20 protein-coding genes are annotated in these 22,412 nt (G+C 70.2%); 11 read left to right on the forward strand and 9 right to left on the reverse strand.

The window, feature by feature from the left end; translation table 11 throughout:
* Positions 1-16: 16 nt before the first annotated feature.
* Complete coding sequence (locus AC07N1_RS14595) at positions 17-868, forward strand: alpha/beta fold hydrolase (protein ID WP_494672471.1); 852 nt, start codon at positions 17-19, stop codon at positions 866-868.
* 183 nt (positions 869-1,051) lie between these two features.
* On the opposite strand, the gene AC07N1_RS14600 is transcribed toward AC07N1_RS14595, so the two are convergent.
* Together AC07N1_RS14600 and AC07N1_RS14605 are read right to left on the reverse strand one after the other, a co-directional pair.
* Positions 1,052-1,513, reverse strand: coding sequence for an EF-hand domain-containing protein (locus tag AC07N1_RS14600; RefSeq protein WP_494672472.1), 462 nt, complete (start codon positions 1,511-1,513; stop codon positions 1,052-1,054).
* A gap of 8 nt (positions 1,514-1,521) precedes the next feature.
* Positions 1,522-2,304, reverse strand: a complete 783-nt coding sequence (locus AC07N1_RS14605; protein ID WP_494672473.1) for a DUF4198 domain-containing protein — start codon at positions 2,302-2,304, stop codon at positions 1,522-1,524.
* 162 nt (positions 2,305-2,466) lie between these two features.
* Here AC07N1_RS14605 and AC07N1_RS14610 point away from each other — a divergent pair, with 162 nt between their 5' ends.
* From AC07N1_RS14610 to AC07N1_RS14635, 6 genes are all read left to right on the forward strand, one after another.
* Positions 2,467-4,692, forward strand: a complete 2,226-nt coding sequence (locus tag AC07N1_RS14610) for a TonB-dependent hemoglobin/transferrin/lactoferrin family receptor (RefSeq protein ID WP_494672474.1) — start codon at positions 2,467-2,469, stop codon at positions 4,690-4,692.
* 241 nt (positions 4,693-4,933) lie between these two features.
* On the forward strand, positions 4,934-5,539 hold the full coding sequence (locus AC07N1_RS14615) for a YqaA family protein (RefSeq protein ID WP_494672475.1): 606 nt from the start codon (positions 4,934-4,936) through the stop codon (positions 5,537-5,539).
* Entirely contained in the window at positions 5,536-6,096 is a 561-nt protein-coding gene (locus AC07N1_RS14620; protein ID WP_494672476.1) for a disulfide bond formation protein B, read from the forward strand. Before AC07N1_RS14615 ends, AC07N1_RS14620 begins: the two co-directional genes overlap by 4 nt.
* Positions 6,093-6,665, forward strand: coding sequence for a demethoxyubiquinone hydroxylase family protein (locus AC07N1_RS14625; RefSeq protein ID WP_494672477.1), 573 nt, complete (start codon positions 6,093-6,095; stop codon positions 6,663-6,665). Before AC07N1_RS14620 ends, AC07N1_RS14625 begins: the two co-directional genes overlap by 4 nt.
* Before the next feature lie 246 nt (positions 6,666-6,911).
* Positions 6,912-8,684 (forward strand): M1 family metallopeptidase, encoded by a 1,773-nt coding sequence (locus tag AC07N1_RS14630; protein WP_494672478.1) that lies wholly within the window; start codon positions 6,912-6,914, stop codon positions 8,682-8,684.
* Positions 8,685-8,765: 81 nt separating this feature from the next.
* Positions 8,766-9,284: a VanZ family protein gene (locus tag AC07N1_RS14635; protein ID WP_494672479.1), complete on the forward strand. Its 519-nt coding sequence runs from the start codon at positions 8,766-8,768 to the stop codon at positions 9,282-9,284.
* Between the two features lie 135 nt (positions 9,285-9,419).
* On the opposite strand, the gene AC07N1_RS14640 is transcribed toward AC07N1_RS14635, so the two are convergent.
* Positions 9,420-9,704 carry a hypothetical protein gene (locus tag AC07N1_RS14640; protein ID WP_110119337.1) on the reverse strand — a complete coding sequence of 95 codons (285 nt, stop codon included), beginning with the start codon at positions 9,702-9,704 and terminating at the stop codon, positions 9,420-9,422.
* A gap of 139 nt (positions 9,705-9,843) precedes the next feature.
* On the opposite strand from AC07N1_RS14640, the gene AC07N1_RS14645 reads away from it, so the two are divergent.
* The gene (locus AC07N1_RS14645) at positions 9,844-10,686 is read left to right on the forward strand and encodes a carboxylesterase family protein (protein ID WP_494672480.1); all 843 of its coding nucleotides are present in this window, start codon (positions 9,844-9,846) and stop codon (positions 10,684-10,686) included.
* Between the two features lie 191 nt (positions 10,687-10,877).
* Here AC07N1_RS14645 and AC07N1_RS14650 read toward each other — a convergent pair whose 3' ends face one another.
* From AC07N1_RS14650 to AC07N1_RS14660, 3 genes are all read right to left on the reverse strand, one after another.
* Positions 10,878-11,144 carry a helix-turn-helix domain-containing protein gene (locus AC07N1_RS14650; protein WP_487290974.1) on the reverse strand — a complete coding sequence of 89 codons (267 nt, stop codon included), beginning with the start codon at positions 11,142-11,144 and terminating at the stop codon, positions 10,878-10,880.
* A gap of 117 nt (positions 11,145-11,261) precedes the next feature.
* Positions 11,262-11,729 carry a hypothetical protein gene (locus AC07N1_RS14655; protein WP_494672481.1) on the reverse strand — a complete coding sequence of 156 codons (468 nt, stop codon included), beginning with the start codon at positions 11,727-11,729 and terminating at the stop codon, positions 11,262-11,264.
* Between the two features lie 42 nt (positions 11,730-11,771).
* Positions 11,772-14,660, reverse strand: a complete 2,889-nt coding sequence (locus AC07N1_RS14660; protein ID WP_494672482.1) for an ATP-dependent DNA helicase — start codon at positions 14,658-14,660, stop codon at positions 11,772-11,774.
* Between the two features lie 82 nt (positions 14,661-14,742).
* Between AC07N1_RS14660 and AC07N1_RS14665 the strand changes: the two genes are divergently transcribed.
* Positions 14,743-15,084 carry a hypothetical protein gene (locus tag AC07N1_RS14665; RefSeq protein ID WP_494672483.1) on the forward strand — a complete coding sequence of 114 codons (342 nt, stop codon included), beginning with the start codon at positions 14,743-14,745 and terminating at the stop codon, positions 15,082-15,084.
* Here the strand turns inward: AC07N1_RS14665 and AC07N1_RS14670 are convergent.
* Together AC07N1_RS14670 and AC07N1_RS14675 are read right to left on the reverse strand one after the other, a co-directional pair.
* Entirely contained in the window at positions 15,081-15,542 is a 462-nt protein-coding gene (locus tag AC07N1_RS14670; RefSeq protein WP_494672484.1) for a DUF3429 domain-containing protein, read from the reverse strand. The genes AC07N1_RS14665 and AC07N1_RS14670 overlap by 4 nt on opposite strands.
* A gap of 255 nt (positions 15,543-15,797) precedes the next feature.
* Positions 15,798-18,797 (reverse strand): SEL1-like repeat protein, encoded by a 3,000-nt coding sequence (locus tag AC07N1_RS14675; protein WP_494672485.1) that lies wholly within the window; start codon positions 18,795-18,797, stop codon positions 15,798-15,800.
* Positions 18,798-18,998: 201 nt separating this feature from the next.
* Here AC07N1_RS14675 and AC07N1_RS14680 point away from each other — a divergent pair, with 201 nt between their 5' ends.
* The gene (locus AC07N1_RS14680) at positions 18,999-19,211 is read left to right on the forward strand and encodes a hypothetical protein (protein WP_110119342.1); all 213 of its coding nucleotides are present in this window, start codon (positions 18,999-19,001) and stop codon (positions 19,209-19,211) included.
* Here the strand turns inward: AC07N1_RS14680 and AC07N1_RS14685 are convergent.
* On the reverse strand, positions 19,186-20,844 hold the full coding sequence (locus tag AC07N1_RS14685) for a phosphatidylglycerol lysyltransferase domain-containing protein (RefSeq protein WP_494672486.1): 1,659 nt from the start codon (positions 20,842-20,844) through the stop codon (positions 19,186-19,188). The two genes, AC07N1_RS14680 and AC07N1_RS14685, sit on opposite strands and share 26 nt — an antisense overlap.
* Before the next feature lie 190 nt (positions 20,845-21,034).
* Between AC07N1_RS14685 and AC07N1_RS14690 the strand changes: the two genes are divergently transcribed.
* Positions 21,035-22,243, forward strand: coding sequence for an acyl-CoA dehydrogenase family protein (locus tag AC07N1_RS14690; RefSeq protein ID WP_494672487.1), 1,209 nt, complete (start codon positions 21,035-21,037; stop codon positions 22,241-22,243).
* Positions 22,244-22,412: the final 169 nt, after the last annotated feature.

The raw sequence follows: 22,412 nt of genomic DNA on the forward strand, positions 1-22,412 counted from the left end.
ACACCGGAGACGAAAGATGCGCCTTCTGTCCACGCCCGCTCGGGCGATCGCGGCCGCATGCCTGCTGCTCGCCGCGCCGGCCGCCGCACAGCCGCCCGCCGAGACCTTCGTCGAGGTCGAGAACGCCCGCCTGGCCTACGAGACCTGCGGCCGGGGCGAGACCACCCTGGTGCTGCTGCACGACGGCATACTGCACAAGGCCGCCTTCGACGCGGCATGGCCGGCCCTTTGCGAGCGCTACAGGGTCATACGCTACGACCGGCGCGGCTTCGGCGCCTCGACGCCGGCCGCCGCGCCCTATCAGACAGTCAAGGACCTGGAGGCGGTGATCGCCGCCCTGAAGATCGAGCGGCCGGTGCTGGTGGGATCCTCGGCGGGCGGCGGCCTGGCCGTCGACTACGCCCTGGCCCATCCGGACCGCGTCTCGCGCCTGGTGCTGGTCGGCCCCTTCGTCGCGGGCTTCAAGCCCTCGGCCGGCTTCATCGCGCGGGGGCTGAAGCTGATGGCCCTGTTCAAGCTGGGCGACATCGAGGGCGCGGCGCGCGATCCCTACATCCTGACCAAGGACGCGGACGCCCAGCGCCAGTGGGTGGTGGATCAGCTGAAGGCCCATCCGGGCAATGTCGGCGCGAACCAGAAGGAGCGCTTCGCCGTCGACGCCAAGCCGCGTCTGGCCGAGATCAAGGCGCCGACCCTGATCTTGGTCGGCGAGGTCGACATCGACGACGTACAGGACCAGGCCAAGGCCCTGGAGGCCGCCCTGCCCGACGCCAAGCGCGTCGTGGTCCCAGGCAGCGGCCACTTCCTCTATCTCGAGCGCCCCGAGGCCTTCGTGCGGGCGATCGAGGATTTCGTCCCGCCGCGCTGACGCCAGGCGGCCGGACGAAAGGGGTATCGCCCCCGGCCCCTCAAGGGGATGAACGGAGCCGGGGGCGGCGGCGGCCCGCAGCCCCCCAGGCTTTCGCGGAGCGGTCGCGAGGACCGCCCACGCGTCAGGCCGCCAATCTCAGTTGGTGTTGGCTCAGTTGGTGTTGGCTCAGTTGGTGTCGGCTCAGTTGGTGTCGGCGGGGATCGGGTCGGCCGCCGAGACGGTCCCGTCCTTGTTGGTGTCGTGGGTCACGAACATCCGCCAGCCCGAATAGGCGAACTCGGCGGCGGTGATCGCGCCGCTCTTGTCGCTGTCGAGCACGCCGAAGCGCACGTCGGCCTGGCGCATCTGGCGAACGCGCTCCTCTTCCTTCTTCTCGGCCGTGTCGGGCGAGGCGGCGAGGCGCTTTTCGAGACGGGCCTTGAACTCGCCGACGTACTCTTCCTTGGACAGCGAGCCGTTCTTGTCGGCGTCGATGGCCTTGAACAGCTGGTCGCGGGTGATGACGAACTCCTCCTTGGAGACCACGCCGTCGCCGTTGACGTCCTGTTCCTTGATGAAGGTGTCGCGGGCGTGCGAGGCGGCCAGGGCCGGGGCGGAGATGGCGGCCAGGGCGGCGGCCAGGATCAGGCTCTTGCGGATCATGTCGGTTCTCAACGCAGGGATTCGAAGGTCAGGGAGTAGGTGTGGCTCTGGCCGGGCTGGCCTTCGGCGGCCGGGGCCACGCGGTAGCGAGCCTGGATCTGGTAGACGCCCGAGTGGTCCGGCTTGATCTCGAAGCGGCCCTGGGCGTCGCTCTTGACGGTGACCGGAGCGGTCTTCGCGTCGGCGTAGCGGTCGTTGCCGCCGGTCAGCACCACTTCCTGGCCGGCCACCGGCTTGCCGTCGTACAGGACCACGAACTTGGCCGCCTGGCCGGTGGTGATGTCGCTGGGATGGGTGACCGCCTGGAACTCCAGGCCCTTGCCGGCCGGGGCCAGGGCGGCCGTGCTCGGCGCGCCGCGGGTCACGTAGACGTCGGCGGTGGTGATGCTCTGCATGTCGACCACCTGGACGCCGGCAGGCGCCTTGCCCGGCTCCATGAACTCCCACTCGCCGTTGACCAGGGCGGCCTTGCCGACCCGGCCGACGCGCTGGCCGGTGGTGATGCGGTAGGTGCCGGCGGCTTCGACCGGAGCCTCGACCAGCGCCATCTCGCGCAGGTAGGTCGGGGTCAACGGCTTGCGCTGGCCGTCCGGGCCGACCACGGCGTAGGCGTCGGACTTCATCGCCACTTCCGGCGTGAAGAAGGTTTCGGTGAACGAGCCCTGCACCGTGACGATCTTCCGGTCGGAGACGTCGAAGGTGCTGGGCAGCATGTAGGGCGAGTGGGCGTGCGCCAGGCCGGCTAGGCCCAGGCCCGCCAGCAGCGCCGCCGAAGCGAGCATGGTCTTCATCGGAATCCCCCTTCCAGGACGATCGGTCGTTGAAGAGGCTCCTATTGCGGATGAATCTAAGAATCAATTGCAAATAACTTGACCAGGCCGCCAGACGGTTTTAGCACGCTCCCAACGAATGCGAACAATTCGCATCAAGGCCGACTACCTGGGGGTTCTTCCTTGTCTCGCAACACGCTCTTCTTCGCCGCCGCATCCGCCGCCGCCCTGCTCTGCTCGGCCGCCGCCCACGCCGCCGACGCGCCTGACGCCCCCGGCGGCGACGTGGCCGAACTCGACAAGGTGACCGTCACCGCCACCCGCGGCGAGAAGTCGGTGCTCGACGTCCCGGCCACCGTCACCGTGACCACCGCCCAGGAAATCGAGGACGCTCTGGTCGACGACGTGAAGGACCTGGTGCGCTTCGAGCCGGGCGTCTCGGTGCGCAGCGCCCCCTCGCGCTTCACCGCCGCCGGCGCCTCGACGGGCCGCGACGGCAACGCCGGCTTCGCCATCCGGGGCCTCGAAGGCAACCGCGTGCTGATCATGGTCGACGGCGTCCGCATCCCCGACAGCTACGCCTTCGGCGCCCAGTCGGCGGGTCGCGGCGACTATGTCGACGTCGACGTGCTGAAGTCGGTCGAGATCGTCCGCGGACCGGCCTCGGCCCTCTATGGCAGCGACGGCCTGGCCGGCTCGGTCAGCTTCTTCACCAAGGATCCGGCCGACATCCTGCAGGGCAAGGACTTCGCCGCCCGCGGCCGCGTCGGCTATTCGTCGGCCGACGAAAGCTGGAGCGAAAGCGCCCTGGTCGCCGGTTCGACCGGCCGCTGGGAAGGCCTGCTGGCCTACACCCGCCGCGACGGCCACGAGACCGAGACCCAAGGCACGAACGCCTCGCGCACCGTCGCCCGCACGGTCGCCAACCCCGAGGACAACCAGTCCAACGCCGTGCTCGGCAAGCTGGTCTTCAACCTCGACGACCGCAACAAGTTCACCCTGACGCTCGACCACCTGGACCGCGACATCGACTGGAACGTGCTGTCGGCGATCGCGATCAGCCCGACCGCCTCAACCTCGGTCATCGGCCTGACGGCCTTCGACAAGATGAAGCGCGACCGCGTCAGCCTGGCCCACGTGTTCACCGGCGGCGACGGCTTCATCGAGAGCGCCCGCACCACCGCCTACTACCAGAACAGCACGACCCGGCAGTATTCGGCCGAAGACCGCAACACCGCCGCCGACCGCACCCGCGACGCCAAGTTCGACAACGAAGTGTTCGGCGGCGCGCTGGAACTGGTCAGCAAGGCCCAGCTGGGCGGCGCCGAGCACCGCATCGTCTGGGGCGCCGACGCCTCGCTGACCCAGCAGCAGAGCCTGCGCACGGGCACCGTGCCGCCGGCCGGCGAGACCTTCCCCAGCCGCGCCTTCCCGACCACCGACTACACCCTGGTCGGCGCCTATGTGCAGGACGAGTTCGCGGCCGGTCCGGTGACCTTCTACCCTGCCCTGCGCTACGACTATTACAAGCTCGACCCGAAGAACGACCCGCTGTTCACGGCCAACACGCCGGTGGGCCAGAGCGACTCGCACGTCTCGCCCAAGCTGTCGGCGGTCTGGAAGGTCGACGACCTGATCAGCGTGTTCGCTAACGCCGCCAGCGGCTTCAAGGCCCCCGCCCCGTCGCAGGTCAACAACGGCTTCTCGAACCCGACCAGCTTCTACACGGCGATCTCGAACCCCGACCTGAAGCCCGAGACCAGCCGCAGCTTCGAACTGGGCGTCCGTCTGCGCCGCCCGACCTGGAACCTCGGCGTCACCGGCTTCACCGGCAAGTACGACGACTTCATCGAACAGGTGCAGGTCAGCGGCGCGTTCACCGCCGCCAACCCGGCCGTCTATCAGTACGTCAACCTGGCCGAGGCCGAGATCAGCGGCGCCGAGGCCCGCGGCGAGGTCCTGATCGGCGACAGCTGGCACCTGATCGGCACGGCCGCCTACGCCCGCGGCTTCTCGACCAACACCGCCGGCGTCAGCACGCCGCTGCAGTCGGTCGATCCGGCCAAGTTCACGGCCGGCCTGTCCTACCGTGACCCGGCCGGTCGCTTCGGCGGCCAGTTCAACGTCATGCACGTGCAGAAGAAGTCGTTCGACAGCCTGGGCGTCACCTGCTCGGGGACCTGCTTCGCCCCGCCGGCGTTCAGCACCGCCGACATCACCGGCTACTGGAACGTCACTCAGGCGCTCACCGTGCGCGGCGGCGTCTTCAACCTGACCGACGAAAAGTACTGGTGGTGGAGCGACGTGCGCGGCGCGACCACCACCCCGACCGCCGCCCAGCCGGTGGTCGTCGACGGCTACACCGCTCCTGGCCGCAACTACAGCGTCTCGCTGGCGGTCAAGTTCTAGAGGTCGCTCCCCCGACCTCTTTCGAGACGCGCGGTCGTAATGTTGCGGCGACCGCGTGGCCCCGTCCTCCTCCGCGCCATGTCGGCCCGGCGCCTGGAGGACGGGGCGTTTTCGTATCTGGAGGGCGCCCTTGCGCCCGCCTTCGCATCGCAGCGAAAAGATCCACGCCGCGGCGGCGCATCTGCCGGGACAAGCGCGCCGGCCCCTGCTAGCAACGGCGCGTTCCGCAAACGGAGTCCGCATGCTGCGCCGCCTTTACGACTGGGTCATGGGGCTCGCCGCCTCGCGCCACGCCCCCACCAGCCTGTTCGCCGTCTCCTTCGCCGAGAGCTCGTTCTTCCCGGTGCCGCCGGACGTCATGCTGGCCCCGATGGTGCTGGCCCGGCCCGACCGCGCCTGGCGCTACGCCTTCATCTGCACCCTGGCCTCGGTGCTGGGCGGCATCCTCGGCTACGCCATCGGCTATTTCCTGACGCCGGTCGGCCAGTGGATGATGGCCGTCACCGGCCACGCCGGCGGCCTGGTCGAGTTCAAGTGCTGGTACGACAAGTACGGGGTCTGGGTGATCCTGGCCAAGGGCCTGACCCCCATCCCCTACAAGCTGGTGACCATTGCCTCGGGCCTGGCCCAGTTCAGCTTCCCGATGTTCATCTTCGCCTCGGTCGTCACCCGCGCCGCGCGCTTCTTCCTGGTGGCCTTCGTGGTCAAGACCTTCGGCCCGACCCTGCTGCCGGTGATCGAGCGTCGCCTGGCCCTCGTGGCCGGCGGTTTGATCCTGCTCCTTGTCATCGGTCTCGGCGCGAGCCATTTCCTTGGGGGAAGCAGCGGAGGCGCGTGCGCCGTATGACCACCGACACCCCGATGACCCAGGCCGGCCCGCTGGTTCCCAGGCGTCCGCCTCTGGACTGGGTCGCCAGGCATTGGCCGGTCCTGGCCCTGGCCGCCAGCGCCATCATGCTGGGCGCGGCCCACGCCTTCGAGACCTTCGGGGGCCTGGCGCCCTGCCACCTCTGCCTGAAGCAGCGCGAGGTCTACTGGGTCGCCGGGACCGTCGGCCTGGTCGCCGCGATCCTGCAGCGCACCGCCCTTTGGCCGCGCCTGCGCGCGCCGGCCTTGTGGCTGCTGGGCGCGATCTTCCTCTACGGCGCGGGCCTGGCGGCCTTCCACGCCGGGGTCGAATGGAAGTGGTGGCCCGGTCCCAGCACCTGCACCGGCGGGGGCCTGGCCACCTCCGACGACCTGGTGGCCATGCTGAAGGGCGCCAAGATCGCCGCCCCGATGTGCGACAAGGCCGCCTGGGTGTTTCTGGGCCTGTCGATGGCCGGCTGGAACGCCCTCGTCTCGCTGGGCCTGGCCGTCGTCTCGGCCTTCTCGGCGCTTCGTCCCAGAGAGGCCGTGCAATGACCACCGCCCAGCAGAAAGCCGTCCCGCCCCGTCCCGGCCGCGGCGCCCAGGCCGCCCGCCTGGCCGAGATCCTGCGCGTCGATCAGGCCGGCGAACTGGCCGCCGTGCACATCTATCGCGGCCAGCAGGCCGTCATGAAGCACGCCCGCGGCCGCGAGCGCATCGCCGAGCAGTTGAAGGAGATGGAGGGCCACGAGCAGGTCCACCTGTCGCGCTTCGACGAGCTGCTGGCCGAGCGCAAGGTGCGCCCCACCCTGATGTCGCCCCTGTGGCGCCTGGCGGCCTTCACGCTTGGCGCCGGCACCGCCCTGATCGGCGACAAGGCCGCCCACGCCTGCACCGAGGCCGTCGAGTCGGTGATCGAGAAGCACTACGCCGGCCAGATCGAGGAGCTGAAGGACCGCGACCCGGTCCTGGCCGCCGAGCTCTCCAAGTTCCGCGACGATGAACTGATGCACCGCGACCTCGCCATCGAGGAAGGCGCCCACGAGGCCACGGCCTACCCCCTGCTGAGCGCCGTCATCCAGACCGGCTGCAAGGTGGCGATCAAGCTCAGCGAGAAGCTGTAGACTTTCCCCTTATCGGGAGCGCTTTCCTCTCCCCCTAACTCCCGTCATTCCCGCCCTTGTGGCGGGAACCCCTCTGTCAGCCGCGAGGGCAGTAGGGGCGGATCGCCGGCGATCCGCTTGCATCTCACGTGGAAGCGGAACCAGGGTTTCCCGCCACAAGGGCGGGAATGACGGGATTAAGGGCAGCTCTTGGCCTTCGCGCCCGCCTCCCCTACCGATGGGTCCTGTCCATCGCGGGGAGTCGCCTTGCCCATCACGTCTGTCCGGGCCGCCGCCCTCGTCGCCGCCCTGCCGCTGCTGATCGCCGCCGCGCCCGCCGCCAGGTCGTCCAAGGCCGTGAAGCCGCTGCGCGCGCCGCCGACCGCCCAGACCCTGGCCACCGGCGGGGCGCTGAAGCCCGACCAGGCCGGCGTTCGCATCGAGCACGTCGATCTCTCCATCGAGGTCTTCCCCGAGCGCAAGGCCATCGCCGGCGAGGCCGTTCTGGCCCTGCGCGCCGACCGCGACCTGCCCGCCATCGTGCTCGACCTCGACCGCGAGCTGCCGGTCTCGGCGGTGTCGCTGGACGGCCGCGCCCTGCCGGCCTCGGCCTGGCGCAATCCGGACGGCCGCCTGACCATCACGCCGCCCGCGCCGATCATCGCCGGCCATCCGGTCGCCGTGCGCATCCGCTACGGCGGCGTGCCCGTCGAGGCCAAGCGCGCGCCGTGGGACGGCGGCTTCGTCTGGACCAGGACCCCGGACGGCCGCCCGTGGATCGCCACCGCCGTGCAGGGCGAGGGCTGCGACCTCTTCTGGCCCTGCATCGACCACCCGACCGGCGAGCCCGACCTCGTCGACCTGCGCGTCACCGTGCCCGCCCCGCTGTCGGCGCCGTCGGGCGGAGTGCTGGTCGATATCAAGGAGGAGGCCGGCAAGCGCACCTTCCACTGGCGGATCAAGACGCCCAACACCTACGCCGTCGCCCTCAACATCGGCCCCTACGTCCAGCTGAAGGACACGTACAGGAGCCGCTTCGGCGACAGCTTCCCGATCGAGTTCTGGACGATCGAGGGCAACGAGGCCAAGGCCCGGGGCCTCTTCGCCCAGTTCGCCCCGATGCTCGACTTCTACGAAGGGATGATCGGCCCCTACCCGTTCCGCGGCGAGAAGATGGGCGCGGTCGAAACCCCGCACCTGGGCATGGAGCACCAGACGCTGAACGCCTACGGCGCCGGCTACGCCCAGGAGATCTACGGCTTCGACTGGCTGTTGCACCACGAGTTGTCGCACGAGTGGTTCGGCAACCAGATGACCAATGTCGACTGGGACGACATGTGGCTGCATGAGGCCTTCGGCACGTACATGCAGCCGCTCTATTCGCAGTGGCTGCACGGCGACATGGAATACATGGTCCGCCTGAACGAGATGCGGGTGAAGACCTTCAACAAGTTCCCGATCGTCTCGGGCAAGCCGATGGAGGAAGAGGCCGTCTACGACGCCAAGGTCGGGCCGGGGACGGACATCTACTACAAGGGCGCCAACATGCTGCACAGCTTGCGCGCCCTGATCGGCGACAAGGCCTTCTTCCAGGCCACCCGGGTGCTGGTCTACGGCCGCCCGGACCCGAAGCCCGGCAACTTCGCGCCGCGCTATGCGGTGACCGGCGACTTCGTCAAGGCGGTGAACGAGGCGACCGGCGCCGACTACGGCTGGTTCTTCGACGCCTATCTGCGTCATGCGCAGCTGCCGGACCTGCTCGAGACCCACGAGGGCGACGACCTGGTGCTGGCCTGGAAGACGCCCGCCGGGCGCTTCCCGATGCCGGTGGAGGTCAAGGTCGGCGACAAGGTCGTCACCCTGCCGATGGCCGACGGGACGGGCCGGGTTCGCGTCGCCGGCGCCGTTCCGGTGATCGTCGATCCGGGCTCGAAGATCCTGCGCCGCCAGCCCTATCTGGAGGCCTATCACGCCTGGAAGACGGCCAAGGACACGTCAGACGCCGCCAAGGCGAAAGCCAGGCCGGGCAAGCAGAAATAGTCATCTTCCGTTGACCGTGTTCCTTCACGGTTTGCGAGGCATGCGGCCTTAGGACTCAGGGCTCCACCGCGAGCCGAGCCCATGCTGACGCCCAACCATGTCGTGACCGCCGCCAAGGCCGTTCTGTTCGTCGGCGCGGGGACCGCCGTGACCCTGATGCTGGGCCCGTATCAGGGCCTGGAGCAGGTGTTCGGCCTCAGCGACAAGGTCGCCCACGCCCTGGCCTTCGGCGGGCTGACGGCGGTGTCGTTCCTGGCCTTCCCCCGCATGCGCCGCAACGACCTGGCGGTCGCCGCGATCCTGCTGGGCGCCAGCATCGAGGTCGCCCAGTTCTTCGCCCACCGCAGCGCCAGCGTCACCGACCTGGCGGCCGACGCGGTCGGCGTGGCGGCGATCTATCTGGCCAGCCACATCGAAGCGGTTCGCCGCGACGCCCGCGAGCGTGGGGCCATGGATTTCGCCGACATCTCGGCCCAGAAGAACCGTCGCCGTCGTCGCCGCAGCAGCGTGGTCATGCCCGCCGGGGAATCGGCCGAGGCCGAAAACGCCCGCAACGGCTTCGCCGCCCGCGCCGCCGCGCGGTTCCCTCGCGGGGCGTGAGGGGGGAGAAAACCCCGCCCTTCGACAAGCTCAGGGTGAGGTTTTCAATCGATCTTCAGCGCCCGCATTCGTCCTCATCCTGAGCTTGTCGAAGGACGAGGACGTCACACCGGCCCACAACCTGGTGATGCGGGATCAGGTGATGCGCTTGACGCTGACCGGGTCGCTGCCCGGGAAGCTCTCTTCCAGGCCCTCGTCGAGCAGGGCTTCCTGACGGCTTTCCGAGCATTCGACCTTCTCGGCCAGCTGGTCGTGCTTCTCGCCCTCGGCCAGCGGCTTTTCGGCCAGCTTGGCGTGGGGCGCCTCGATATGACGGTCCTCGGGCTTCAGCTTGGCCTCCGAAGCCGCGTCGGCGGTGCTGGACGCCGTGCCGTGCGTGAAGTGGCGGCCGTCTTCCTGATGATGCTTGTGACCGATCATGACCGGTTTCTCCCGTTCTTCGCCCGAAGGGGCGTCGGGAAGTAAACCCGCCGACCACGGTGAGGGTTGCTCCCCGATCTAGAAACAGCCCGGACGTCGACCACCAGACAATCGGCGCGAAGCGGGTTATGCAAACCGGATGCAAAAGCCGCTCCTGCTGCTCGCCTGCCTGCTGCTCGGCGCCTGCGCCTCCACGCCGACGCGCGCGCCCGCTCCGGCGCCGCGCCTGTCGGTCGAGACCCGCAGCTATGCGGCCACGCCCTTGCCCGCGCCGGTCGACCTGCCGCCGCTCGAGGCCTTCGCGGCCGCCGACTTCACCGCGCCCGACGGCGGGCGCCTGCCCTATCGCCTGCTGGCGCCGGCCGCCAAGGAGCGCCTGCCGCTGGTCGTCGTGCTGCACGGTTCGGGCGCGTTGGGCGGCGACAACAAGGCCCAGATGGGCGCCTTCGCCCGCAGCTGGGCCCGGCCCGAGACGGCCAAGACCTTCCCGGCCTATGTGCTCGTCCCCCAGGCCCCGACCCGCACGGCCGACTACGCCAAGGGCGCCGACCATCTGCTGGCCTCGCGTCCGGGGGCCAGCCTGCCGGCCATCCTGTCCCTGATCGACGACCTCTCCGCCCGCCTGCCGATCGACACCGACCGCATCTATCTGGTCGGCTTCTCTATGGGCGGCTCGGCGGCGATGAACGCCGCCGTGGCCCAGCCGGGCAGGTTCGCCGCCGTGGTCGCCTTCTCCGGCGTGCCGCCCGAGCGCGCCTTGGCCGCCAAGGTCGCCCCGACCCCGGTGCTGATCGTCCATGGCGACAAGGACCGCGAGAACCCCTACGCCCCCGACCTGGCCTGGGCCGGCGCCCTGGCCGACGCCGGCGGCACGGTGCGGTTCGTGTCCTACAAGGGCATGGCCCACCTGGTGCCGCCAGACATGATGCACGACGCGACCTGGCGCGAGTGGCTGTTTTCGCAGAAGCGCAAAGGCAACTAGGCTCCACGCGCTCCCAAACTCCCGTCATTCCCGCCCTTGTGGCGGGAAACCCTGGTTCCGCCCGCAGGTGAAGCGCCAGCGACGTGCTGAGCACGTCGCCCCTCCTGCCCTTGCGGCTGACAGAGGGGTTCCCGCCACAAGGGCGGGAATGACGGGATGGATTTGTGAGGACGGCGAGTAGGCCTGCCCCCCTACAGCCCCGCCCGCGTCAGCGCCTCGCGGACCACCTCGGGCGCGTGGTCGATGACCCGCAGGTAGGCCAGCATGGCCGCGTCGGGGCGGGCCTCGCCGTGCTCAAGCTCGCTCAGGGTCGGCAGGGGGATGGCGAAGGCGCGGGAGAATTCGGCCTGGGAGAGGCCGCTTCGCCAGCGCACCGCCTGCACCAGAGCCCGGGAGGACCGGACCTCGCTGGGCGCGGCCTTGTCGTCGATGGCGAGATCGGTGGTGGTGACGGCCATAGGATCGCTCCCTTCGCGGATCTTCTCCCCACGGCCTCTCTATACCTGCTCGATTGCACAAATTCGACGGTCGGGCGTCGCCAATACGACGGTTCGGAGGCTAGAGCCGCCGCGAGCTCAGCCCTGCGGCTTGGCCAGCAGGGCGCGCGCCTTCAGCTCGACCGCCTCGACGCCTTTCAGCGGGTCGCCGGCGTCGTCGAGGATGTTGGAGAAGCGCTTGAGGTCCTGGGTGCTGATCCGCTTGATCCTGCGGTCGCGGGCCCATTCCATGCCGATCATCTGGCCCAGCTTGCAGGCCTTGGGCAGCAGGGCCGGCTTCTCGGACGCGCCGCCCTTGTTGATCAGCTTGGTGACGATGTCATTCCAGTTGGGCGAGCCGGGGAAGCACAGCGACAGGTCCTGGCAGTTGCCCGTCCAGAAGCGCTTGTACCAGCGGGCGTGCTCGTCGTTCTCGAAGCGCAGGCTCCGGGTGGACTGGACCACGTTCAGGCAATCGCCGCGCACGAACTCCTGCGCGGACGCGGAGCCGGCCATCACGCCGGCGAGCAACAGGGCCGTCGCCCCGATCGGAAACCGCAACTTCATCCTCCTGATATCCTCCCCCCACGGAGGATGATCACGCCGCCTTTAATCCCGCGCTTCGGACAGAAATGCGGCCGTCGCTTCAATGACTTCGACGAGCGTGAGTCTCTCTATCGTCACCCCTTCGGGCAGGCTTGAAAAGAGCCTGGTGGGGGCGGCCGCATCCAGCATGACGAACACCCCGCGATCGTCGGCCCGGCGGATCAGGCGGCCGAAGGCCTGGCTGATGCGGGCGCGGGCGATGGAGTCGTCATAGCCCTTGCCGCCGAACTTGGTGCGCCGGGCCTTGTGCAGGATGTCGGGACGCGGCCACGGCACGCGGTCGAAGACCAGCAGGCGCAGGGAGCGGCCCGGCACGTCCACGCCATCCCTGATCGCGTCGGTGCCCAGGAGACAAGCGTCCTCCTCGGCCCGGAAGATGTCGACCAGGGCCCCGGCTTCCAGCGGATCGACGTGCTGGGCGTAGAGCGGCAGGCCCTTGTCGGCCAGCGGGGCGGCGATGCGCTCGTGCACGGCTTTGAGCCGGCGGATGGCGGTGAACAGCCCCAGCGCCCCGCCGTTGGCGGCCAGGAACAGCTCGCGCATGGCCGCCGAGACCTGGCGCGCGTCCTCCTTGTTGACGTCGGTGACGACGAAGGCGCGGGCGTTCTTCTCGTAGTCGAAGGGCGAGACCAGACGCAGCACCTTGGGCGGCTGCGGCAGGCGGGCCGCGCCCGTGCGCATCTCGGCCAGGGCGAAGGGATCCTCCAGGGCCGGATCGACCAGGGTGGCGCTGGTCACCAGCACCCCGTGGGCGGGGCTCAGCACCGCCGCGCGCAGCGGCTCGGTCGGATCCACCCAGTGGCGGCGGCAGGCGGCGTCGACGACGCGGCCGTAGAGGAAGGTCGCCTCGAACCAGTCGACGAAATCGGGATCGTCTTCGGCGTCCTCGTCGATGGCCTTCAGGATCGAGCGCCAGGCCGGAAGGGTCATGCGCGCCCGGCGGTCCAGGCCCCGCAGCGCGCCTTCGATGCGAGCGCGTTCGGACGGCCCCAGGTGCTCGGCGTCCTCGTCGAGCACGTCCTCCAGCTGGCGGGCCAGGGCCAGCAGCGGGGCCTCGATCCCGGCCAGGGCGCGGGCGGCCTCGCCGGCCCGCTCGCGCACCAGCTCCACGGCGGGGCGGGCGGCGCACTGCATGCCCTGCTCGGGCGCGCCCCGCTCGCTGGAGCGAGCGCGCAGTTGCTCGATGACGGCGACGAGGTAATTCTCGATCGGCCCGATCGGATTGACCTGGCCGTCCGGCGGCGCGATCCGCCCCGACCAGCCCTCGCCCGGCAGGGCGGTGGCGGCCTGGATCACGGCGCTCAGGGCCTGGCGGGCGCTTTCCTTGTCGCCCAGGATGTCGAGCAGCCGGGCCTCCAGCCCCCTGCCCCGCCGGCCGCGCCCTTCCGGACCGCGGATCCAGCGGCGCAGCTCAGCGGCCTCGGCTCCGGAAAGCGCGGCGGAAAAGGCGCTGTCGGCGGCGTCGAACAGGTGGTGACCCTCGTCGAACACCACCCGCTTGACCGCCGTGGTCTCGTTGTCGCCCTTCAGGCCCCGGGCCGCCCGGGCGCCGTCGAAGGCCGCCTGGGTCATGACCAGGGCGTGGTTGGCGATGACGAGGTCGGCGCGCTTGGAGGCCCGCACGGCCTTTTCGATGAAGCACACCCGATAGTGCTGGCAGCCGGCGTGGATGCACTCGCCCCGGCGGTCGACCAGGTTGGCGGCGCTGGCCTGAGCGGACGGCGGCACGGAAAACAGGGTCGGCAGCCAGGCCGGATAGTCGCCGCCGGTCATGTCGCCATCGCGGCTGACCCGCGACCAGCGCGCGGCCAGGGCCAGGCCCACCAGGTCGCCGTTGCCCAGCTGGGCGCTGTTGACCTGCTCCTGCAGGTTCAGCAGGCAGAGATAGTTCTCACGCCCCTTGCGCACCACGGCCTTGCGGGCGCGCACCAGGGCGTCGGGATAGATGGCGGCGCTCTCGCGCTCGATCTGGCGCTGCAGGGCGCGGGTATAGGTGCTGATCCACACCGACGGGCCGTTGGCCTCCGCCCAGACGCTGGCGGGCGCCAGGTAGCCCAGCGTCTTGCCGACGCCGGTGCCGGCCTCGGCCAGCATCATCCGCGGCTCGCCCTCGCGCTCCCTCGGCTGGAAGGCGTAGGACGTCTCGCGGGCATAGGTGTCCTGGGCCTCGCGCACCTCGTCCAGGCCCGCGCGGGCCAGCAGCGACTTCAGGCGTTCGGACGCGGCCTCGGGATCGATCGGACGCGACAGGGGCTCGCCGGCCGGCGCCTGGTCCTCCCACTCCACCAGCCGCGACCAGACGTCGAGGCCCGAACTGCGGAACTGGTTCCCGACCGGAACCGAGCGCAGGGCGCCGACCACCGCCGGTCCCCAGGCCCAGCCGGCCCGGGCCAGGGTCTCGGCCACGGCCAGGGCCTCTTCCCGCGACGGGCGGGGCGTCAGGGCCAGCTCGCGCAGAAGGGCGTCGGCGGCCTCGCGCAGCGTCTGGGCCTGGGCGGCCGCGCCGCGCGGCTCGGGCAGGCCCAGGGCCATGGCCAGGCCCACGGACGACGGCGCGCAGAAGGTCGCCGGCCGAGTGAAGGCGTAGAGCTCCAGCACGTCGAAGATGGCCGGGCTGCGGAACGGCGCGTGCAGGTTCAGGCGCTTGGCGGTCATGGCCGCGTGGGCCACCAGCACCGGTCCGTGCTCGAAGAGATCGCGTGCGTCCGGCGGCCGGATCACGCGGCCGCCCGTCTCGCCCGGACGCACGCCGCCATCGGCCACGCCGGCGCGCGGGCCCGGCAGCACCACCAAGGCCGGGGCAAGGTCGAGACTCGAAGGAAGGGCGCTCACGGCCCGCTGATTAACACTTCGCGGCGGGGAAACGAACGGGGAACTGCGCCCTGCCTTCATCGACCGGCCCTAGCTGAGCCTTTGGATCGTCCGCGCCTCATGCGGCGTTAGCGCGGAGAATTCATTTGGGAGACCCCGCCCGATGCGCCTGCTGATCCCGAGCCTCGCTGCCCTTCTGGCGCTGTCGGCCTGCGCCAGCAATCCGGCCCCGCGCGACACCGTCGCCAAGCTGGACCCCAGCCAGCCGCGCTATGACAGCCCCAAGTGTCGCAAGGCCCGGGCCGAGGCCGAGCAGTACAACGACCACCGCATCGTCCGCGCCGTGATCGGGGTCGGCGGCAACGTCGTCATGCCCTTCGCCGGCGCGGCGGCGGGCACGGCGCTGAGCCACCGGCTGGAGAAGAAGAAGGCCAAGCTGAACCACGCCGTGGCCAAGGCCTGCCTGGACGATCCCCTGGCCCAGAAGGCGGTCGCGGTGCGCTAGAGCGCCAGGGCCTGTTCCAGGGCGAAGGCCAGCGACAGGGCCGCGCCGGTGGTCAGCAGGGTGCGCAGGCGCGGACGCCAGGCGGGGCCCTCGTGGGCCGTGACGTCCCACAGCCATTGCAACAGGAACACGAACAGGAAGCCGGAAAGCTGCCAGGCGGCGCCGAAGCGCTCGGCCCCCAGCATCAGCGCCACCCCCGCCAGCGGCGGCAGCAGCGACAGCGCCAGCGTCACCCAGCGCGGCCGGATATGGTCGATCTCCAATCCGCAACGCACGCCGCCCAGATAGGACAGCATGGCCGTCGAATAGGCCAGCAGCGCCACCAGGGCCGGGCCGCGCTGCGAGATGGGGCCGTAGCAGAACAGGCCGGAGGCGGCGACGAAGGGAACCAGGGTCGCCAGGCCGAACACCCATACGGTGCGCGGAACCGGCACGCGCTCGCTCACGTGATCCGTCATCAAGATCAGCACTCCTCCGGAAGGCCCAAGAGCCATCCCCCCGCCCTGTTCGCGGCCATCGGCGTCCCGCCGGCCGCGTTATTCACACCAACGATAGCCCAGGGCGCGCGTCGAATTGTTTCACCCGCCGCGGGTTTGCGTCGAAACGATGACTATTACCGAGGTCTGCGCGCAGGTCCACGCGGGATATGCATACGAAGACGCCCCCGGAACTTGCGTCCCGGGGGCGTCGTTGAGATCGGCTGCTGATCGGGCCTAGTAGGCCGAGAGCCGCTTCAGGGTCTCGCCGTCCAGGCCGCCGGAGGTCGGCAGGCTCTGGTCGCGCTGGAAGGCCTGGATGGCCATGCGCAGGGCCGGCGACGACGCGCCGTCCTGCGGCCCCTGATAGTAGCCGAGACGCGACAGGGCGCGTTGGGCGGTGGCCAGGCCGGCCGACGGCGCGACGGCGGCGGCGGTCGCCACCTGGGTCGTGCGCGGCGCGGCGGCCAGACGCGAGCGGAACGATTCCGCCGAACGCTCGGCGATGCGCTGGCTTTCCGGGGTCAGCTGGCCGCGCAGGCGCGTGGCCTGGGCGCGGGATTCGGCGTCGCCGGCGCGGGCGGCGATCAGGTACCAGCGATAGGCCTCGGCGGGGTTCTGGGCGACGCCCGTCCCCTTCTCGTACAGCCGGCCCATGTTGAACTGGCTGTCGACCAGGCCGGCCTCGGCCGCCTTGCGGAACCAGTTGGCGGCCGTCGTCCAGTTCTGCTGGCCGCCCTGGCCGCGCGAGGCGAACAGGCCGACATTGTGCATGGCGCTGGCGTCGCCGCCCTGGGCCGCGCGCTCGTACCAGCGGCGGGCCTCGGTCGGATCCTTCTTCAGGCCGCCCTCGCCCATCTCGTACATCTTGGCCAGCACGAACTGGGCCTTGGGCAGGCCGAGGTTGGCGGCCTTACGCAGCGGAGCGATGCCGGCGCGGTCCTTGGCTTCCAGCAGGCTGACGGCGTCGGCGAACAGGGCCTCGCCGGTGTCGACGGCCGGCTCGGCGGCCGGAGCCGGCGTCGGCGCCGTGACGGTCGTGGCCGAGGCCTGGGCGACCGGGGCCACCACCGCCATGGCCACGCGGGGCTGGGCCGGGGTGGTGTCGGCTTCCGCCGACTTGATCTCGACGTCGGAGGCGCGGCCGGCGATGGCCTTGGCCACGCGGTCGTTGACGCCGCCGCCATCGCGATCGGTCTTCAGGGTGGCGGCGGCCATGCCCACGCCCAGCACGGCGGCGCCGCCCGAGACCAGCAGGGCCGCGACCAGGGTCGAGGAGACGCCGCGCTTGCCCTTCTTGGGCAGGGCCTTGCCGAAGCCGGCGAACAGAGACTTGGCCGGAGCCTTCTCGGCCTTCTGGGCCTTGGCGGGCTTGAGCTTGGCCTTGCTCTCGGCGCCGGCGGCCGCAGCGCGGGCGGCGGCGCGGGCCTGCTCGATGACCTCGCGGGTCGACATCGGGCGGGTCGAGACCGGGGCGGTCTGCGGCTCGGGATCGAAGGCGTCGGCCTCGAAGGCCGGTTCGCGGACAGGCGGGGTCACGGCGAAGCCGTCGGCGGCCTCGAAGTCCTCGTCGGCGAAGCCGGGAGCCTCGGGCTCCTCGATCGGGAAGTCGGGCTCGAACGCGGCGGGGCCGCTGAAGGCCGGCGCCGAGGGCGCGACCGGAGCGGCGGCCGGCGGGAAGCTGGGCTGCGGGAAGGTCGGCTGCTCGAACACGTCCTCGCTGACGGCCTCGCCGCCGAACGAGAAGCGGTCCTCGCCGAAGGGCGAGTGCGACGCGGGGGCCTGGCGGGCCGGAGCCGCGACCGGCGCGGGGGCCGGGGTCTCGGCCAGGCGACGCTGGGCGTCGGCCAGGCGAGTGTCGATCTTCTCGCGGGCCTCGTCGAGCAGGCGCGCGGTGCGCTCCTCCGACTGGCGGATGCGGTCGATCAGTTCCTGCGAGCTGCGTTCGGCGCGCTGGTTCAGGCGGTCGGTAACCCTAACCACCTGGTCGCCGACATCGTCGATGGCCAGGGCGTTGCGGCGCTCCGAGGCGCTGATGCGCTCGGCCAGCTTCTCGGTGATGCGGGCGATCTCGACGCCCAGCTTCTCCAGAGCCTGGGCCTGGACGCTGTCATTGCGATTGAGCTTGTGCTCGACGCTGGCGGCGATGCGCGCCACCTCGCCGCCGACCTGCTCGATGGCGTTGGCCTGGCGGGCTTCCGAGGTCTGGATGCGGCGGTTGAAGGCGTCGGCCAGGCCGACGACCTCGCGGCCCATGCGCTCGATGGCCTGGGCCGAGCGCTGCTCGGCGGCCTGGATGTGGGCGGTCATCTCGCCCAGCTTGCGCTCCATGCGGTCGAAGCGGCCGTCGGCCGTCTCGCGAAGCTTGGCGGCCATCTCGACGCGGGCGGCCTCCATCTTGGCCGACAGGCTGCCCGCCAGTTCCTCGAGGCGCTTCTGAGCGCTGCCGCCGTCGCCTTCGACGGCCGACAGGCGGTTGTCGAGGGCCGAGAACGAACCGCCCAGCGCCTGCAGCGCCTCGGCGGTGCGGGCCTCGGCGGCTTCCAGGCGCTCCTGAAGACGGGCGACGACTTCTTCCACCACGGCCGAAGCCGGGGCGGCGCCCTTGGCCTCGACCTTGGCTTCCAGGGCGGCCAGGGTCTCGCGGGTGCGGCTTTCGCCTTCATAGAGGTGGTTGGCCACGCGGCCGACGGCGCTTTCCAGCGCGCGCAGGGCCTCGGCCGAACGCGGGCCGGCGGCTTCGTTCTCGACGCGGCGCAGGCGCTCGGCGTTACGGGTCTGCTCGCTCTTGATCTCGTCGGCCAGGCCCTCGAAGCGGGCGGCGACGGCGATCTGCTCGCGCTCGGAGCTGGACAGGCGTTGCAGCGCGCCGCGCACCGACTGGTCGATGCCGGTGATAGCCTGGGCCGAACGGGCCTCGGCGGCCTCGATGCGCTGGGTCAGGCGGTCAAGCGCCGTGGCCATCCGGCCCACCTCGTCGGCGGGATGCTCGGGGGCCTCGATGCGCGGCGGCGCCTCGACGCGGTCGGCTTCAAGGTAAATGGCGCGGCCGTTCGAACGGCCAGTATCGTTAACGGGATCGGCGGGCGGAGCATCGAAACCGGCGGAATCGCCTTCGATGATCATCCGGTTCAGCCACTCACCGAGGGTCATGCCCGAGCGACGGGCGAGGTCCTTGGCGACCTCCCGTGCTTTCGGGTCAATTCCCTTTACGCTCCATGGAGCCGCGGCAGTCATGCGAATCGTTCTCCCCGCACCTGGGGACCCACGCTAGTCACCGATTCCTAGCGTGTAAACGCGACCAAAACGCTAGATGTAGCGTTCCTGTGGACAGGTTAACAGACACAGTTACCAAGGTATGTACAGAGGATTCGGTTCCCGTGTGTTAACGCACATTAACCTATTGCCAGGCCGATTGTCGCAGGCCATTTCGCGGCCATGGACATGATCCCGACCCTGATCGCGGGCGCGACGACGATCGCCCTGACCGTGCTGTTCGGCTGGCTGGGCGCGCGTCCTTCCAACCCCGCAAGGGGTCCGCGCATGGCGCCGTGGCGTCCACTGATGATGGTGACGGCGGTGGCGACCCTGCTTCTGGCCGCTCACGCGCTCAATCTGCTGGGCTTTAAGACGGGCGACCCGCGCTATTAGGTCGCGGCCGCTTGGTCAGTCCAGAGACGCCGCCGGACGACATCAGGCCGATATCAGCGAGCAGAAAAGGGATCGCCCAGCGACGAGGCGCCGCAATGTAGCGCGGCTGCCAGACCGGATCGTACTTGTCCTTGTAGCGCCGAACGCCCTGGAAATTGTAGATTCCCTCGCCGCGCTCGTAGAGCAGGCGGCCCACGCGCGACATGATCGGGGCCAGCGGCCGGTCGTCCAGGCCCGCCAGCGGGGCCATGCCGAACTCGAACGCCGTATAGCCCTCCGCCTTGCCCCACTGCAGGAGCTCGACGAACAGGTAGTCCATGATGTTCTTGGGCGCCTCGTCGGAGTAGCGCATCAGGTCCATCGAGAACGAGGCCTTGTGGGCCGTGGTCCACAGGGTGGCGAAGGCGACGATGCGGCCTTCCGAGCGCACAAGGGCGACCGGGAACTCGGCGACGTAGCGCGGATCGAAGCCGCCCATCGAGAACTGCTTCTCGCCGCCGGCGTGGTGGGCCAGCCAGGAGTCGGAGATCACCCGCAGTTCGGCCATCACCGTCATGGCGGCGCCGGCCGGGATCATTTCGAACGCCGCCCCGCCCTCGCCGGCCTTGCGCCAGTTGCGGCGCAGGACCTCGCGACGGCGGCCGGCCAGGGAGAAGCTCTCCAGCGGCACCACCGCGCTCTCGCCGGTCTTCTGGATGGCCAGGCCCAGGTCGACGGTGTCGGGCAGGTCCTCGGGGCCGAGCGCATAGAAGCCGGCCCGCGCCGCATGGGCGTCTGCCAGCTCGCGGAAGCGCCAGAACAGCTCCATGCGCTCGTCGTCGCGGCCGACCGGCGGCCCCATGGCGATCCACGAGCGGCGGCGCACGCCGAACATCAGGAAGCTCTCGCCCGAGGCCGAGAACAGGAAGCGCTTGTCGCCCAGCAGGGCCAGGTTCGAGGCCGGCTCGGCGGCTTCCGCCTTGGCCAGGATCGCCCGCACGCGGTCGAAGTCGGGATCGGTGTCGTCGACGACCGGCGGCGTCGCCGGGGTGGCGATCAGCCGCCACAGGCCGATGCCCATCAGCACCACCGCCGCGGCGATCGACGAGCGGATGGCCCGGGCGGCGTCCTGGTCGCCCATGATCCGCATCCACGAGCGGTCGGCGTATTCGGTGTGGTGGAACATCCACCAGCCAAGGAAGGCCGCCCCGCCGATGGCCGCGGCCGCCGACAGCAGCCAGCCGGGCGTGATTTCCATGCGCGACAGGGCCGCCTTGCGCGGGAAAGCCTCGTGGAACGGCACGATGGCCAGGAAGAAGGCGCTGAGAGTGGCCGTCTCTTCCCAGTTCAGGCCCTTGAAGATGGCCAGCACCGCGCCGGCGGCCAGCATCACCAGGGTCGCCCACCAGGCCGCGTCCAGCCGCGAGCGCAGGCCGAAGGCCAGCAGCACCAGAACCAGGCCCAGGATCGACGAGAAGAAGTGGCTGATCTCGATCAGCGCCGATGGAGCGAAGGCCAGCAGGATCGCGAAACGCGTCGGCTCCGACGGGGTCGCGCCCGAGGCCAGCAGCAGCACGCCGGCCGAGGCGGCCAGGATCGCCGCCAGCGTCGGCGCGATCGCCAGGGCGGCGGGTCTCAGTTCTGGCGCGGACATCAAGACCCCTGATCGGCGAATCCCGGACCGGGAAACGTCATCGGCGCTTCTATAACGCCTTCGCGGCCTTCCCGTCGCGCATCGCGATGCGAACGATTGTTTGAATCGACTTGCCCCCAGCGTTCCGTGGCGTAGTCTGCCGTCCGAAGCGGGCCGGCAAGCGCCCGAGACGAACCAGGGAGCCCCCGCCATGGCCGACTTCGGCGCCACCGAACTCGACACCTTCCGCGCCGAAACGCGCGCCTGGCTGGAGGCCAACTGCCCGCCCTCCATGCGCACCCCGATCGCAGACGAGAAGGAAGCCCCCTGGGGCGGCGCCAAGGCCCAGTGGAAGACCCCCGACGCCAAGCTCTGGCTCGACCGCATGGCCGACAAGGGCTGGACCGCGCCGATGTGGCCAAAGCAGTACGGCGGCGGCGGCCTCTCTAAGGCCGAGAACAAGGTGCTGGAGCAGGAGCTGCGCCGCATCAAGGCCCGCCCGGCCCTGATGAGCTTCGGCGTCTGGATGCTGGGTCCCGTCCTGCTGGAATACGCCACCGAGGAGCAGAAGCAGCGGTTCCTCCCTTCGATCGTCCGCGGCGAGACCCGCTGGTGCCAGGGCTATAGCGAGCCCGGCGCCGGCTCCGACCTCGCCGCCCTGCAAACGAAATGCGAGGACAAGGGCGACCACTGGCTGATCAACGGCCAGAAGGTGTGGACCAGCTACGCCGACCAGGCCGACTGGATCTTCTGCCTGGTGCGCACCGACACCTCCAAGAAGCACGAAGGCATCTCGTTCGTGCTGTTCGACATGACCTCGCCCGGCGTCGAGGCCCGGCCGATCAAGCTGATCAGCGGCTCTTCGCCGTTCTGCGAGACCTTCTTCGACAATGTGAAGGTCCCCAAGGAACAGCTTGTCGGCAAGGTCAACGGCGGCTGGGAGATCGCCAAGCGCCTGCTCCAGTACGAACGCCAGAACATCTCGGCCTCGGGTTTCGGCGGCAACGCCGGGCTCGACGTGGCCGAGGCGGCCAAGACCCATGTCGGCGTCGACGCCGAGGGCCGCATCGCCGACGGCGACCTGCGCACCCGCATCGCCGCTCACAAGATGGACGCCCACGCCTTCCTGCTCACCGTCCGCCGGGCGGAAGCGGAGTCCAAGACCGGCTCTGGCCCCAGCGCCGCCGTCTCGATCATCAAGTACGCCGCCGCCAAGATGAACCAGGAGCGCACCGAACTGCTGGTCGAGGCTCTGGGCCTGCAGGGCCTGGGCTGGGAAGGCGAAGGCTTCACCCCCGACGAGATCGCCGCCCTGCGCGCCATGCTGCGCGCCAAGGGCAACTCGATCGAGGGCGGCACCAGCGAGGTGAATCTCAACGTCGTCGCCAAGCGCGTGCTTGGCCTGCTCGATCACCAATAATGATCAACCTCTCCCAGAGGGAGAGGGAGGGGCCCGCCGCGAAGCGGTGGGAGGGTGAGGGGTTACACCTCATGCCGCCTTCCCCCTCATCCTCCCACGCCTGCGGCGCGGGCCCCTCCTTCTCCCCATGGGAGAAGTGTAAAATGGGCTACGCCGCTGCGATCAGGAT

This window comes from Caulobacter sp. GW821-FHT09B11 (genome assembly GCF_059418205.1).